Origin of the sequence: Micromonospora sp. NBC_00821 (assembly GCF_036347035.1) — a bacterium.
Lineage (GTDB): Bacteria > Actinomycetota > Actinomycetes > Mycobacteriales > Micromonosporaceae > Micromonospora > Micromonospora hortensis.
This window is the reverse complement of the sequence record NZ_CP108880.1, coordinates 4872917-4888394: the sequence shown is the minus strand read 5'-3', so window position 1 is coordinate 4888394 and position 15478 is coordinate 4872917. Positions and strand designations below refer to the sequence as shown.

General features: G+C 69.3%; 11 protein-coding genes. 3 read left to right on the top strand and 8 right to left on the bottom strand.

All coding sequences use genetic code 11. From position 1 onward, the window contains the following. Positions 1-459: 459 nt before the first annotated feature. On the top strand, positions 460-2991 hold the full coding sequence (locus OHB44_RS22305) for an ATP-binding protein (RefSeq protein WP_330438148.1): 2532 nt from the start codon (positions 460-462) through the stop codon (positions 2989-2991). A gap of 61 nt (positions 2992-3052) precedes the next feature. Here OHB44_RS22305 and OHB44_RS22300 read toward each other — a convergent pair whose 3' ends face one another. The 7 genes from OHB44_RS22300 to OHB44_RS22270 all read right to left on the bottom strand — a co-directional run bounded on the left by OHB44_RS22300 (position 3053) and on the right by OHB44_RS22270 (position 11739). Then, a complete protein-coding gene (locus tag OHB44_RS22300) occupies positions 3053-4567 on the bottom strand; it encodes a cellulose binding domain-containing protein (protein ID WP_330438147.1) in 1515 nt (504 codons plus the stop codon). 168 nt (positions 4568-4735) lie between these two features. Further along, entirely contained in the window at positions 4736-4939 is a 204-nt protein-coding gene (cspE, locus tag OHB44_RS22295) for a transcription antiterminator/RNA stability regulator CspE (RefSeq protein WP_013283833.1), read from the bottom strand. Positions 4940-5289: 350 nt separating this feature from the next. After that, on the bottom strand, positions 5290-5850 hold the full coding sequence (locus OHB44_RS22290) for a hypothetical protein (RefSeq protein ID WP_238684238.1): 561 nt from the start codon (positions 5848-5850) through the stop codon (positions 5290-5292). Between the two features lie 28 nt (positions 5851-5878). Next, a complete protein-coding gene (locus OHB44_RS22285; RefSeq protein ID WP_330438126.1) occupies positions 5879-7126 on the bottom strand; it encodes a S1 family peptidase in 1248 nt (415 codons plus the stop codon). 298 nt (positions 7127-7424) lie between these two features. After that, positions 7425-7985 (bottom strand): hypothetical protein, encoded by a 561-nt coding sequence (locus OHB44_RS22280; protein WP_330438125.1) that lies wholly within the window; start codon positions 7983-7985, stop codon positions 7425-7427. 183 nt (positions 7986-8168) lie between these two features. Continuing rightward, positions 8169-11141, bottom strand: a complete 2973-nt coding sequence (locus OHB44_RS22275; RefSeq protein ID WP_330438124.1) for a CHAT domain-containing protein — start codon at positions 11139-11141, stop codon at positions 8169-8171. Positions 11142-11280: 139 nt separating this feature from the next. Beyond that, positions 11281-11739, bottom strand: coding sequence for a nitroreductase/quinone reductase family protein (locus tag OHB44_RS22270; protein WP_330438123.1), 459 nt, complete (start codon positions 11737-11739; stop codon positions 11281-11283). A gap of 271 nt (positions 11740-12010) precedes the next feature. Between OHB44_RS22270 and OHB44_RS22265 the strand changes: the two genes are divergently transcribed. Next, the gene (locus OHB44_RS22265) at positions 12011-12769 is read left to right on the top strand and encodes an SDR family NAD(P)-dependent oxidoreductase (protein ID WP_266305338.1); all 759 of its coding nucleotides are present in this window, start codon (positions 12011-12013) and stop codon (positions 12767-12769) included. A 61-nt stretch (positions 12770-12830) separates the two neighbouring features. Next, the gene (locus OHB44_RS22260) at positions 12831-13730 is read left to right on the top strand and encodes an AraC family transcriptional regulator (RefSeq protein ID WP_238684229.1); all 900 of its coding nucleotides are present in this window, start codon (positions 12831-12833) and stop codon (positions 13728-13730) included. Between the two features lie 128 nt (positions 13731-13858). Here the strand turns inward: OHB44_RS22260 and OHB44_RS22255 are convergent, their stop codons facing one another. Next, positions 13859-15358 carry a protein kinase domain-containing protein gene (locus tag OHB44_RS22255; protein WP_330441265.1) on the bottom strand — a complete coding sequence of 500 codons (1500 nt, stop codon included), beginning with the start codon at positions 15356-15358 and terminating at the stop codon, positions 13859-13861. Positions 15359-15478: the final 120 nt, after the last annotated feature.

Sequence of the window (15478 nt, the reverse complement as noted above, 5' to 3'; positions counted from 1 at the left end):
GTACCCCTCGGGAGCGCCGGGTGTCGCCCCGGCCGATCAGGCTACTTCTTTGCTGCGCGCACTTTCCTGGCAACACCGGCTGGCAGGCAGCGCGACCGGTGATAAACGCCCTGGTCTAGGTTGTTGTACGAGAACACCCCATTTCTGGCTCCGGTGGCGGACGCGGGCGAGGGCGTCCCCGCCCCGGCCGGGTCGAGGTTGCCCCCAGCCAGGGTCGACCCGTCATCCGCCCGTCACCGGTGCCGCTTCCACGCGGCGGCCCGGATGGGCGCGGCGGTTGCCATGGCGTGCGCGATCTGCGGGGTTATGGCCCGCCGATCGCCACCGGGATTGCGGTGACTCGTCGAGGATTCGCCATGGTGATACTCACACTCGCTGCACAGTGGCCCGCAACTCGTCACGCACATGCGAGCATCGATGCACGTTACGTGATTGTGGGCGTTGGGTGGTTGGGGGAGCATGCCCAGGAGTCAGGTGCGGCGTGACCAGTTCGGCGGCCTCCTCAGGACCCTCCGCCTGGAGCGGCGGCTGACCCAGGAGGAGCTTGCCGAGGCGGCCGGTTCCAGTGTCCGCGGCATCCGGGAGATGGAGCGCGGCCGGGTGCGCAGCCCGCAACGACGGACGGTTGTGCTGCTCGCCGACGCCCTGCGGCTGGCCGGGGCGGACCGCGACCGTTTCGTCGCCCTGGCCCGGGCCGAGCGGCAGCCGCACGACCGAGCGGCGGTGCCGGACGACCGCGTCGCGGTGCCGGACGACCGTCTCGCGGTGCCGGACGACCGTCTCGCGGTGCCGGACGACCGCGCGGAGGTGCCGCACGATCGCGTGCCGGTGCTCAGCCACCGCGCGGAGGTGCCACACGACCGCCCGGCGGTGGTCGTACCCGGGGAACTGCCCGCCGCCGTTCCGGACCTGGCCGGGCGGGCGGGGATCCTGGAACAGCTCACGGCGCTGGCCGCCGACATCACCGCGGGGCGACCGGACACCGCCTCGGTGGTGGTGCTGCACGGGCCGCCGGGGATCGGCAAGACCAGCCTCGCCGTCGCCGCTGGACATCGACTCAGCCCGGCCTTCGCCGGCGGACAGCTCTTCGTCGACCTGCAGGGCGCCTCGCCGGACGGCCCGGTCGACCCGGCCGAGGCACTGGCCGGATTGCTGCGGTCGCTCGGAGTCCCGGACAGCCGGGTGCCGGTGTCAACCGCTGAGCGCGGTGGTCTCTTTCGCACCCTCACCCGGGACCGCTCGCTGCTGGTGGTCCTGGACAACGCCGCGACTGAGGCACAGATACGCCCACTGCTGCCGGCCGGGCGGGGATGCCTCGCACTGGTCACCTGCCGGCGTCCACTAACGGGTCTTGCCGGTACGGTCCGCCTGCCGCTCGACCTGCTCGCCCCGACGGCCGGTCGACTGCTGCTCGCGGCGATCGTGGGTGCCGACCGGATCGCCGCCGAGCCGGCCGCGGTCGATCAACTCGTCAAACTCTGCGGCCGGCTGCCGCTGGCCGTCCGGATCGCCGGCAACCGCCTCGCCAGCCGACCCCAATGGTCGGTCGGTTGGCTGGTGGACCTGCTCCGCGACCAGCGTCGACGGCTCACCGTGCTGACCGCTGGAGACCTGGGCGTCCGGTCGGCGTTCGAGGTCTCCTACCGGCAGCTGGACCCGATGACCGCGCGCGTGTTCCGGCGGGCCTCGCTGATTCCCGGCACCGACTTCGAACCCGCGCTGGTCGCCGCCGTGGCCGGCACCGGCGAGGAGACCGCAGCGGCGGCCCTGGAGGAATTGGTCGAAGCCGGTGTCCTCCTGACCACGGGGGACCGGTACCAGTTCCACGACCTGGTCCGGCTCTACGCCCAGGAACGCCTCGACGCCGAGGAACAACAGGCCTGCCGGACGGGGGCGCACGATCAGATGGTCGGCTGGCTGTTGCGGCGTACCCGGCAGGCCGGCTTGATGTTCGAACCCGTCGCCTGTCGGGTCGACTCCCCGTTCGACGACGATCGGGCGGCGGCGTACTGGTTGGATCGGGAGTCCGGCAACTGGCTGGCGGCGCTGCGCGACGCGGCCCGGAGCGGTCGGCACGCCGACGTGGTCGCCGTCACCAGGGCTCTGCACTGGTACTCGGACGCCAACAGTCACCGGCACTCCTGGAACGAGATCTTCTCGCTGGGGGTGGCCGCGGCCGGGGCCGCCGGTAGCCCTCGCGACGAGGCCGTACTGCTGAGCTTCCTGGGCTGGGCCCGGTACTTCTGCCGGGACCGCAACACCGACGGGCTGGCCGCCCTGGCCCGCGCGCTGGAACTGGCTCGGCGGATCGGGGACCGCCGGGAAGAGGCGTGGGCGCTGACCTACACCGCGGCCATCCTCATCCGGATCGGCCGCGGCGGGCCGGCCATCGACCATTGCCGCCGGGCCGTCAGCCTGTTTCGCGAGATCGGGTACGCCCTCGGCGAGCACAGCGCGGCGAGCGCGCTGGGCGGAGCGCTGGCCGCGCTCGGCCGGTTCTCCGAAGCGGCCGAGTTGCACCGCGACGTGCTGACGTTCTACGTCCAGGGCAACGGCCTCAGCCCTACTGGCGCGGCGGTGGCCCGGGCCGGGGCGATGATGAGTCTCGGCGCGGACCTGGCCGGGATGGGCCGGTGGAGGGCCGCCGCCGCCGAGTACTCCCGCGCCCGGCGGGTGTTCCACCGGTGCGGCGCGACGTTCAGCGAGGCCAACGCCATCCACCGGTACGGGCTCGCGCTTCAGGCGTTGGGTGAGGTCGACGCGGCGGCCGAGGCGCTTCGGTCGGCGCTGGCCCTGTATGCCGCGCTGTCCTGCCCGTGGTGGGAGGCGCAGACTCTGTCCGCGCTCGCGGCGCTGGCCGGCTCGACTCCGGGCCGGGCCACCGACGCCCGCCTGCTGCGCCAGCGGGCGCTCGACCGGTGCGGCGAACTGGACGCACCGGAGGTGCGGACCCTGCGTGCCACCCTGTTACGCGAACTGGCCGAGTCCTGATCCCGGACACGGACCGGGCCCCGCCGGCGATGCGGCGGGGCCCGGTGTGCATGGACAGGGGTCAGTTGCAGGTGGTGCCGTTGAGGGTGAACGGCGCCGGGGTGGCGGGGGAGCCGTTAGCGGTGAAGCCGACGTTGACGGCGCCGCCGGTCGGGATGCTGGCGTTGTGGTTCTCGTTGGTGACGGTCACCGCCGCGCCGGTCTGCTGGAAGACGCCGTTCCAGTGGCCCTGAACGAGTTGTCCACCCGGGAAGGCGAAGCCCAGCGACCAGCCGTTGGTGGCCGGGCCGTCGTTGTAGACGGTGACGCTGGCGCTGTAGCCGGTGCTCCACGAGTTGGTGACGACGAAGGAAACCCGGCAGGTGCTGGCGATCGGCGTCGCCGGCACGATGTTGCCGTAGTCGTCGCGGGCGGTGGCGAAGTCCTGGAAGCCGAAGCCCCGACCGGCCGATCGGGTGGTGGTGCCGGCGGCGAGCACCGTGCCGTTGGCGTTGACGGAGTAGACCGGGCCGCCGCTGTCCCCACCCCGGGCGGCCTCCTCGCCGTCGAGCTGGGTGGCCTCGACGAGGTCCTCGATGTCGTCGTAGTGGAAGTCGACCCGCAGGTTGCAGACCGGACCGCCGATCTCCCCCGCGGAGGTGTACCCGGACTGGCACAGCAGTTGGCCGGGGAAGACCTCGGTCCAGCCGGTTACCTGGGCGCGGACCTCGTCATGCTGACCACCGACGTAGAGATGGCCGCCGGGCGTGGACGTTGAAATGATCATCGTGTCGTGGTCGTCGTTGCTGTCGACCGCGTAGCCGACCAGCGTGCCGGTGCCGGTGGTCGTGTTCCAGCCCACGTGCCAGGGCGAGCCGATGGCCCCGCAGTGCTCGGCGGTGAGGACGTAACCGGCGTTGGTGTCCGCGTTGCGTACACCGAAGCCCGCGGTACACCCGGGCGTGGTGAACCCGATGCCCGCTCCGCCGTCGAACGGCGCGGAGTCGTTGGCCCGTGACCGTTCGACCATCCGGTCACGTTGGACGAGGCTGGTACGGACGCTGGTGGCCGGCAGCTTCGGCAGCTTGGCGCCCGCGGTGTAGTCCACGCCGATGTCGATGCCGGTGCCGTCGGTGCGCAGTCGGACCGAGTGGCTGGCGTCCGCCGGGTCGGCCTTTACTACCGGGGTGAGGGCGGCGGCCGCCTTGCGCAGTTCGGCGCGGGAGTAGGTGGCCTTGGCTACCTGGATCGGCGCGCTGCGGCGGGCGGCGGTGACGGCTGCGGCGACGTCGGTGGGTAGCGCACCCTTCCACCACAGGGTGACGTGGTCGTCGACCAAGCCGATGCCGGCGTAGCCGCGTGCCGGCGAGCGTTCCACAGCGGTGCGGATGACATTGGCCGCGTCAACCAGTGGGGCCTGGGCGACCATCTGGTCCAGGGCCTGCGCCGGGATGATGTCCAGGAGGGAGTTGGCGGCCCCGGCGGACCCCGGTTGGTCGGACTCCGCGTACGCGGAGGTGGGACCGGTGAGCGCGGTCGCGCCGACCAGTGCCCCGACGACCACCGTGCGGGTGATCGCTTTCCGTATTGATGTCATGCCGCTGAGTCAAGCAACGTGCGCTGCCGGGAGACAGGCAGGACGCCCGGCAGGAGTCAACATGCCGGCGGTCCTGCCGGCAGTCGTGCGTGGTCTGCCGTGGCGATCACATGAAACGCCGAACGGCGGCCCGCTGAATCAGTCGGGCCGCCGTTCGCAAAGTGTGGATCAGAGCGGGCGAATGTTCTCCGCCTGCGGGCCCTTCTGGCCCTGGGTGATGTCGAACTCCACCTTCTGGTTCTCGTCGAGGCTGCGGAAGCCGCTCGCCGAGATCGCGGAGAAGTGGGCGAAGACGTCGGCGCCGCCGTCGTCCGGGCTGATGAAGCCGAAGCCCTTGTCGGCGTTGAACCACTTCACGGTACCTGTAGTCATGTCTGCTCCTCGCAGGCTGTTAGAGACCGCACTGTGCGGACCCTTACGCCGCCGCGTTGATCACCCGCGTCGAAACGACACGAAAACGAAAAAGCGCCGGGTGGGTTCAGATGACCCATCAGGCGCTGAAAAACGTCTACGGAAATCAAAACTGCAACGCGGTTACCGTAGCAGATGATCCTCCGTCCATCCCGTTTGGGTGGGGGAACCTGGTCACGTGTCTGCTTCACCGATACGGCCCTGGCACAACCGTGAAGCGAACGTCGACCGTCCGCCGCCACGACGACGACCGGGCGGCCGGCGTCGCGGGGCCGGCGCCAAGAGCGCCGGCCCCGCTGTGGTCGACCTGTTCAGGCGCGGAAGAAGGTGCACTGGAAGGCAAAGTCGTCCACCCGCACCGCACCGCTGCCACCGAGCAGGGAGACGCGGACGAACACCTTGTTTGGACCGTTCGCGTAGCTGGCCACGTCATGCCGCCGCCACGTGGTGTCGCTGATCCGGACGGTCCGCAGCGCGAGGTAGGTCCAGCTCGCCGGATCGATCACCTCGATGTTGAGCACCGCCGGCCCGCTGACCGCCCGGACGAAGAACCCGCCGCCACAGGTCGTGGAGTGCCCGGCCGTACGCGGCCCCACTGTGAGCAGCTTGCCCACCCCGGACCAGCCACCGGTCGAGGTCGTGAGAATGGCGTTGTTCGAACCAGACCGGGCCGTTCCCGTGCCCAACTCGAAGGCTCCGCTCCCGGCGCCGGATCGATGGAACTCCCACACCGCTGCCGGATTCCCCTCGAACCCGTCGGTGTGCTGCCAGAGGTCCGCCTGAGCGGGGCCGACGGCCACGGTCAGGGCCACCGCCGTCGCCATCACGGCCGCGGCGGTGAGGCGTACGGCTCTGGTGAATGCGGTTCTCATCCCTGTCTCCTTCGCTCGTCGCCGCTCGTCACGGCGCGCCATAGATGACGACCTGGTACGCGTTGATCGCCTCTCCCACCGGCTGATGCCAGGTGCGCGGCGTCGAGTTGCACTGGCTGCCGTTCCGGTTGGCGTGCGAGTTCAGCCCGTACGCGGTGTTGGTGGCGAAGAGCGGCCCACCGCTGTCGCCGCCGAGGGTGCAGATGTTGGTCTCGACCATCTGGCGTACGGTGCCGCCGGCGCCGTTGACCGTCACGTTGGTCTTGAGCACCGAGCCGCACCGGAATCCGGTGGTCCTGCCCGAGTTGCAGACCGACAGCCCACTCACGGCCGTCGCCCAACCGTGGATGCTGCGGCTTGTGTTGTTCCACAGGTTGATGACGCCGGTCGCCCAGACCGACGAACCGTTCATCCAGATGAGGCCGTAGTCGTTCTCCGGATAGTTGCTCTCCAACGACGGCCCGACGTCCTGCCCGTTGGGCAGTGTCCAGTGCGGGTAGCCCTGAGTGCAGTGGCCGGCCGTGATGATGTAGTTGAAGGTGTAGTCGGTGGCGGTGAACCCGGCCGAGCAGCCGCCCAACGAGTCCCCACTGGAGATCCCGACGTTCGGCTGGATCTGGCCGGCGCTGGTCTCGAACCGCACCGCCGCGCCGAACTTGCGCGCCACCGAGCGTTGCACGGCGTTCTTCACCCCCGACGCCGGCAGGCTCACCACCACCTGGTTGGTCGCCGGGTCCACCCCCCAGGTCGTGTTCGGCTCACTCGCCGCAGCCTCCAGCGCCCGCTGGATGGACTGGAGTTGCCGCTCGCCACGAGCGACGACGCGCGCCTTCGCGCCGGCGGCCGTCACCTTCGCGGCAGCCGCGGCGTCGGTGACCGCGACGACGAGGTCGCCATCGGACAGGTACGCGCCACCCGAGCTGGCACCCAGCTCGGTGGTCAACTGGTTGGCGAGTCGCACATTGGCGCTCTCGGCGCTGATCAGCTTCTCGGCGGCATCGCGGCTGATACCCCGCTGTGCGGCGATCGCCTGGGCCATGTCCGCCGCCCCGCCCGCCCGGTCCCTGGCGACGCCGCCGACGGAAGCCAGGGCTGCCCGACCATCGGTGCGGACCGGATCCGCCGCGCCCCCGGGTCGGGCCGGTCGGTCTACCGGCCCGGCCGCTGCGGCCGTCGGAACGAAGGCCACCGACGCCACGACGGCGAGCGCCATCGCGAGCAGGGACCTGCGGCTTGGTCTTGTCGTACGCGGGTGGCTGACAACAGGTTCTGACATTCACCGCTCCCATCACGAGGGGACTGGTCGGCCAGGTCAGGAGCCGGACGGCCCGGACCGGGACGGCAATCCTCGCAATCGGCAGGGGACCGCGAGTGCGATGTTGGACGCGGCTGGACACGGCTGGACACGGCTGGACGCCTGGCTCCGGGGGTGCTGGGCGATGATGCCGACCTCGGGTACCGCCACTGGTGGACCCGGAATCGGTGCATCCCAGCCGGTCTGGGGGATGCCACACTCCGGTCTGTGCCAGGTGGGAGCGTCAGCCGACTCTTGCCGTCTTCGACCGCACCTGAAGCTACTGGCGGGTGTGGCGGTAGGAGGGGAGAAGCCAGCCAGGTGCGTAGCGGGTGCGACCGGCGATCACCCAGACGAGCTCGACCGTCAGGGCCGCCGCGACCACCGCGAACGCGGCGCCGCGCCAGGACAGCCAGTCTTGGGGGGTGACCAAGGCCAGGAGCGCGGCGAGCAGGCTGACGATTCCCACGTCGTAGGTCAGCCGGGCGCGGAAGAGGTACTTCCCCTGTAGGAGGTAGTCCCTGCGCTGCACTCGCCGCATCCGCTCCGCCACGTCCGTGTCGTCGACGGTGGGCTGCCAGCCGGAGCGTTCGGCGGGGGAAGCGGAATACAGCAGCCCGGCGACGGTGAACTGCACACAGAAGACGAACATGGCCGCGGCGAGGGCGAGCGCGAACGTGGCAGGTCCGGCGAGGCGCACTTTCACATCGCTAGTGAGCAGCACCGCGAGCGTGGCGAGGGCGAACCCGGCCAGCAGCGGCGCGGCGACAGTGCCCATGGACCGGAAGGCGTCGGTAGTGCCCAAGGGGTAGCGCACCAGCCAGCGAGGTCCGTTCGACATGGCGGGCCTATTCGGTGTCGGCAGGCGGCGGATCGGCGCACACTGGCGTCGCAGGACCAGAGTCGCCCTCGGGTGGCATGCCGGCATCGCCTGCGTAATGGGCGGAGCACCACGTCTCGTGCCTGCCACGGGTGAGCTCACACTCGGGACAGAAGTCGTCGATCGGGAATGCGCCGCGGTCGGTCAACGCTCAGGCTCCAGATCCGGTGCGGGTGAGGCCAATGTCGACAGGGTACCGCCGTCGCCCTGGCAGATGAACGCCGCCCAGTAACGGGGCTCGGGGTGCCGCTCGCGGGTGCGCAACTGTGCCTGGCGCAGCGCCTCGGCGCGGGGCTGCCCCTCTCTCAGAAGCTGATAGAAGTCAGCCATGAGCTGTACCGTCTGCTCGTCCGGGACCTTCCACAGACTCATCACGAGGGTGCGGGCGCCGGCCAGCACGAAAGAACGGCGTAGGCCGAAGACGCCTTCGCCGGGTTCCACCTCGCCCAGACCGGTGTCGCACGCGGATAACACCACAAGCTCCGTGCCGTTCAGATCCAGGTCGGTCACCTCCAACGCCGTGAGGATGCCGTTGCCGGCACCGTCGGGTGGCTCGCCGCCGCTCAGCCATGTGTTCGCGCCGGCCATCGCGAGCGCGGATCGCAACAGCGGGTTCGCCAACCGGCTGCCGGCCATCCGGGCGAAGTCTTCGTCGGCGGCCACCAACGGGCCTGGAGTGGCGAGGACACCGTTGAGCACGAGCGACATCTGATCCGGGTCAGCCAAGCGGATGGTCATGCCGACGGCGATCTCGTGCGGTGCCAGGGGCGGTTGGCGCTTGAGGGCGAAACCGTGCGTGGCGATGTGTAGGACCACCGGTGCGTGAGTGTCCTGAACAGCCGGTTTCGTCGCCTCACCGGCGAGTCTGGGGAGTACACCTAGCAGCCTGCCGACGCGTTTGCCCTCTTCGACGGCCCCTGGCAGGGGTGCCAGGGGCCCACCCAGCCCGCCGGGTGAACCGAGGTCGTAGTCGGGGCCGGCCACCACCAGCGGCGGCGTAGACGACCGTCGCGCCGGTGCGCCAAGCCGGAGCAGGTCCCGGGTCGCGGTCAGGTAGGAGATGGTGTAGTCGTCGATCACCTGCCGGCCGTCAGTGGTCGCCAGCATCTCGAATGGCAGCCGCAGCAGGTCGCCGTCCGGTGCGATCAACAACCGGCGGGTGCCGCCGACCGCAGCGCACAACGGGTCGAACACGACGGCCCGGAGGCGCTGCGACGCGTCCCGGGGCGCAGCCTCAGGGCTGATCGACTGCCGCGCCCCGATGGGTTGGTCGCGTCGGCCGGTGACCTGGGCCCGCACGGCCGCGACAAGCTCGTCCACTGCCGCGGCCACCCCAAGGTCGACCAGCACCGGCTCATCGGGCCGCTCGGGTCGCAGGACGACAGCGAGGTACCGTGCCGGCCGCCACTGCTGCTCGCCCCGACTTCGAATGGCGGCGAAGTCGAAGTCGCCGTACCGCAGCAACTCCACCGAGGCCGCGCCGGCTGGCGTCGCCCGCGCCACCGTCGCACTGTCCATCCGTCGGGCAAGGCGGCCCGTATCGAAACCCGGCAGGTCCCGCGCCAGTTCCGCCTCCAACACCTCACACTCCTGGCGAGCCCGACGGAGCTCTCGGTGGAAGCCCGCCTCGCTGTTCTGGCCGGCGCCTGCGAGCTGCTGCTCGGCTACCCACCGGCGTAGCTGAGCCAACTGATCAAGTCGCGCCCGCTGATCAGGATCCGCAGCGGCCGCGGCACGCCGCTGCGCGAACGAATCAATACCCAACCCTTTGCGGTCCACCACCAGATCCGCCAGCCGGCGGACACACTCCGGTGAGTCCGTGAACCGTGACATCACCAGCGCGACGTACTGCCCGACGCGGACCCGTGACGCCCTCAGCAGCTGCACAAGCTGCTCCTGCGAGCCGTAGGCACTGAGCTCGGCAAACATCTCGCGCTGCCGGTCGAGTACCTCGGTCAGCAGCCGCAGGGCCTCGTCCGCGTCGCCGTGCGCCGCGTGCAGCTCGGCCAGATTGCCCAAAAGCGCTGTGTGTTGGTGCCCCCCGATCGCGGAGGGGCGGGTTGCCGCCAGCGCAGCCCGATAGTTGTCGGATGCGTCGTCAAATCGGCCCTGCGCCTGCTGCAGCCGTGCAAGGTTGCTCAGCATCACCGGGTCGTCGTCCCAACCACGTTCCCGCGCGATGGCGCGTGCGTCATCGAGTAGTTCCTGCGCCCGCGCGTACTCGCCGCGCTGCTCGTGCAGGACGGCGACAGACACGAGCGTCGGGACCACCTCCGCGCTGCGATCCCCAGCCACTCGTCGTTTGATCGCCAGCGCGTGCAGGTAGTGCTTCTCAGCAGCGTCGAGTTGGCCGGCGCTTTGATAGAGATGGCCAAGGCGGGACAGGATGGCAGCTACCGGTAGCCGATCGTTGTCGAGCTGCTTGCACAACCTGAACGCCTCGTGCAGGTCGGCCTCCGCCGCGTTGCCGTCGCCCAACTGCGCGTGCAGCTCCGCGCGCACCGCCAGCAGACCCGCCAGCGCCTCAGGCAACCGGGAGGCGAACGGCCGCAGCGGCTCGACGCTCGAGCGAAGCTGCGCCTGCGCATCGCCGAACGCACCGGCCTCCAGGAGGCGCTCCGCCTGATACCGAACCGCGTGCGCCATTTGAGCAAGGGGTGCGCCGTCGGTGTACTCCGCGGGCTTGTAGAGCGGGAAGTAGCCGGCTTCGTCGTCGACACCCACCGGGTACACCAGCCGCTCTCGCCACCGGTCGGTGTCCAGCTCGGGTACCACAGCTGCCAGCCGAAGCTGGTCGAACAGCTCCCGACCATGCGCGGCGTACGCGGCCTCGATGCCGTTGGGCTCCTCGTCCGAGAACACCGCGATATGGCGGTCCGGGACCTCCAGCAGGGTGATCTGTGTACGGACGCCGTCGGTCACCCTGTCGAGAATCTTGAACAGCCGGTCCCTCGGCCACAGACACAGGCCCCAATCGGCAAGCATCAGCGGAAGCGTCCGCGCATTCGCGGAGAAGATCAGATAACGATGCCGGGCGACGAAACCACCCGGTCGCCCCGAGGCGTCGCAGAACGTCGGCTCCCGAAGAAACAAGCCGGGTCGGTACTTCGCCAGCACCGCGCTCGGCAGGTTGGTGTCTCGAAAGAACACGCCACATTCGGCGAAGTCCGCCCTCAGGTCACCCATAGACGGCACAGTATGGGCGGGTGTCCAGGTCCGACCGACCCGCAGTGCTGCCAGAGTGCCCCGCTGTCGATCAGCGCCGGGGGCGTAGCCGTTCGTCGTCGAAAATGATCTCGATCAGCGGGCTGTGCTCGAGCCAGTCCTCCAGGCGCTGGCGTTGGGTGACGCGCACACGCAAACCGGGCTCGTCCTGCAGGGCGACGACCGCAGACAGTACGCGGTGGCGCACCGCGGGATCCTTGACCGGCACTGCGGTGGCCGGCAGGTCTGCCCGGACGCCGTTCTTGAGGTGGAAGGTGAAGTGCGGGTGCGCCGACAGGTTGGCGTGCCAGCTTCGGGGCACCGGCATCCCGCTGAGGTACCAACGGCCGTCGACATGGTGGTACCAGATCTCGATGCGCCTCGGGCGGCCGGTGCGCCGGCCCAGGGTGGTGATGTCGATGGTGCGTGCCTCGCGCGGCGAGCCCGGGCCGATTGCCAGAGCGCGCCTGACCGCGCCCACGTCGTAGCTGCTGTCCGCGGTGTCGGTCATGGTCGGCTGCCTCACTCGTGCCTTACGGAAATGGCTTTGGGGCAAGTCAACCGTTACGCCGGAAGGGCTGCTAGGGGCATCCTGACGGATCCTTGCACGATTCTGCGCGGGCAGTGGCGGGCACGGCCGACGCGGTCCATGCCCGGCCATCCAAGAGGATTGGGCATGAGGCGAAGAGGATCGTTCTTTTCGCGGGCTCGGCACAGCGCTCTCCTGGAAGGGACACACTTCGCACGGATTCCGACGAATCCTCAGGCCCAGGAGGCACATCATGAAGGTAGCCGTCGTCACCGGTGCAAGCTCCGGCATCGGCCAGAGCGCGGCCCTGCAGATCGCCCGGCGTGGTTCCGGCGTCATCCTGACCTACAGCTCCAACGAACAGGGTGCCAAGGACACTGTCGCGCGGATCGAGCAGCAGGGCGGCGTTGCCGTGGCGCTCCACCTGGATCTCGGCGATACGGCGGGATTCACCATCTTCCGGCAGACCGTTGCCGAGGTGCTGCGCGATACCTTCCAGCGGTACTCCTTCGATCACCTGGTCAACAACGCCGGATTCGCCGGCATGGCGATGATCGAGGACACCCGCGAAGAGGAATTCGACCGGCTCACCGACGGCCTGTTCAAGGGGCCCTTCTTTCTCACCCAGGCCCTGCTGCCGCTCCTCGCCGACGGCGGCGCCATCGTCAACCTGACCAGCAACTCCACGCTGCCCCAGGTGACCGCGCCGGGATACTCCGTCTACGCGGCTCTCAAGGGCGCCGTGGCGGTGCTCACCCGTTACATGGCCAAGGAGTTCGGTCCCCGCGGCATCCGCGTGAACTCGGTCGCACCGGGAGCCACCGTCACCCGCTTCGCCGACGACGCGTTCAGCAAGAACCCGCAGATCATCCCGGAGCTGGCGAAGACCTTCACTCTCGGCCGCGTCGGTGAGCCCGACGACATCGGCATGGTCATCGCCATGTTGGTCTCCGAGGAAGGCCGGTGGATCACCGCCCAGGACATCGAAGTCTCCGGAGGCCAGAACCTCTGAATGTCTGCCCAATCATGCCAAGCCGACATCACCTCGTGGAGTTTTGTGCATGAATAGAATCATGTCTGCCCTGGACGAAATGCGTGAGCTTCTCAACCGGCACGCGCGGCCCGACATGAGCACGGCGATCGAGGGCATCAAGGTATGCAAGTTCAACCATCCGAATGCTTCGGCGGCCGGGATGTCCGGGACCGTGCTCGCAGTCATCGCCCAGGGTGGCAAACGACTCGCCCTGGGCGAGCACCTCTACGAATATGGGCCCGGTGAGTACCTGATCGCCTCCGCCGACCTCCCCGTCACCGGCCATGTCCTGGACACCGGGCAGCCCACCCTCGGCTTCGGCATGACTCTCGCTCCCTCAGCCCTTGCTGAACTCCTCCTGGAAGCCGACCCCCGAGACCTGTCGGCCACCCCACGCACCGCATCACCCGGCATCGCCGTCTCCACAGCTTCGCCTACGTTGCTGGACGCCATCGTGCGCCTGCTGCGGCTGCTGGAGCAGCCCGCAGACCGCAAGATCCTCGCTCCCATGGTGAAGCGGGAAATCCTTTGGTATCTCCTGCGTGGCGAGCAGGGCGTCGCCATCCGTCAGCTCGGTCTCGCCGACAGCGGACTGGCCCACATCAACCGCGCTGTGCATGAGATCCGGGAGAACTACGCCACCGCGTTTCGTGTGGAGGACCTGGCGGAAATCGCTGGCATGAGCGTTTCCGCCTTCCACCGCAACTTTCACACAGTTACAGGAATGAGCCCCATCCAGTTCCAAAAACGCATCCGCCTGCAAGAAGCTCGGCTCCTGCTCGCCAGCCGCCCCTCAGACATCACCGGTGTGGGCCTCAGCGTCGGCTACGACAGCCCTTCCCAGTTCAGCCGTGAATACCGCCGCATGTTTGGCACGCCGCCAAGCAGGGACACCCAACTCCGCACTACGCCAGCGGAATTCGTCACCGCGCTGCCCTGAACCAGACCCTGTCGGGGATCGTGGTGTTTTCGGTACGGCAGCATGACCAGCGGACATGCTCGGGGCTGTTTCGAGGGCCAATACAGTTACCGAGGTGTCAGTGGGGGACGTGAGCGCGGGCCGTCCGCTCACTGACGGCTCTCCTTTATCTTCGGCAATGGCGTGCCGTCGTCGCACCGCGCCTTGATCTCGCTCCTGTTGCCCGCGGACAGCAGCACCACCTGGATCTCGTTGACGGGCCCGGGGTTGTAGTTTTTGAGGCGGTACCCGGGGGCAGGAGCGACGTCGACCACGCGAGCCTGATCGCCGGTGCAGAGCACAGTCACCACGCCACCGAGTGCCCGAATGGGTGTACCTGGCTTTGGGGAGGTCGGTGCCGGCGCGGCACTCGGCGGCCCCGTCGGCTGTTCGGCACTGGGGGACGTTCTACTGCCAGGGCCGGCCGTGGAACCAGCTCTGGCAGTCGGCTCAGCCGGCCCAGCCGAAGCGGTCACCGTACGGCTTGGTCGTGAGACTGGTGCGGGCCCCGCGGACGTCTGCCGGGGAGCAGGTGCCTCAGTGGCAGACACGTCGAAGGCGGCGTTGGGCGGGGTGGCACCGTCACGCGTGGCGACCCCGCCGGATCTGCCATCGGCGGGTATGAGCTGGGGGAGCAGGAGCGAAATGGTCCCCGCCGTCACGACGAGGACGGGGATCAACACGGCGTTGGGGATGCGGCGACGCCGACCGGGAGGGGAACTGGCGGTGGTCGGGGCCGACACGGGGGAGACGGATGCCGACTGCGCCGCCTGTTCCTCCCGCCGCTCGGCGTCATCAGCCAAACCGTGCAGGGTCGTGGCCACATCCGTGGCGTCCGGCCGATCCGCGGGATCCCTGGCGAGGCAACGGTCGAGGAGACGGTGGACCTCCGGTGACACTCCCTCGATGTCAGGCAGCGGTGCCGGATCGACGTACACGTGAGCGGTCAACATCTGCGTGGGGGTCTCCGCCGACCAGGGCAGCTCGTTGGTCAGCGTTCGGTACAGCAACAGTCCGAGCGCGTAGACGTCGGAGGCGGGCAGAACAGTGCCAGCGGCGAGCCGTTCGGGTGCGAGGTAGGCCGCGGTGCCCAACAGCCGTCCGTCCGCCTCCAGCTCCGGCCGACCGACAGTGGTGGCGATACCGAAATCGACCACCTTCACACCGGCCGGTGTCAGCATCACGTTGGACGGCTTGATGTCGCGGTGCACCAGCTTACGGTCGTGCGCGGCGGCGAGCGCCTCGGCGACCTGTGCGCACGTCCGCATCGCGGCGGCAGGCGGCAGCGGACCGGCGGCAAGCCGCTGGGACAGGGTCTGGCCGGGCAGCAGTTCCATCACCACATACGAGACCTGGCGGCCGGCGGCATCGGTGTGCTCGCCATAGTCGTACACACTCGTCACGTGCGGGTGCCAGAGGCCGGCCGCGGCCCGGGCCTCTGCCTGGATGCGTTGCCGTGCGCCTCGGGCGGTAGCTTGCGCGCCGGCCAGGACCTTGACGGCCACCGCGCGTTCGAGGACCCGGTCCCAGGCCCGCCAGACGGCCGACATGCCACCAGTACCGAGACGGCTCTCGACCTGATACCTGTCGTCCAATAGATCACCGACCATCACTGGGACAGCTTGCCAGAGTGGACCCGCAGCGGCATGGCGGTCCAATCTGGTGCTGGGCCCCGGCCGCCGGCCGTCCCCTCGTCATGGCCCGCCGACCGGGTTGGTACCGCGACGACA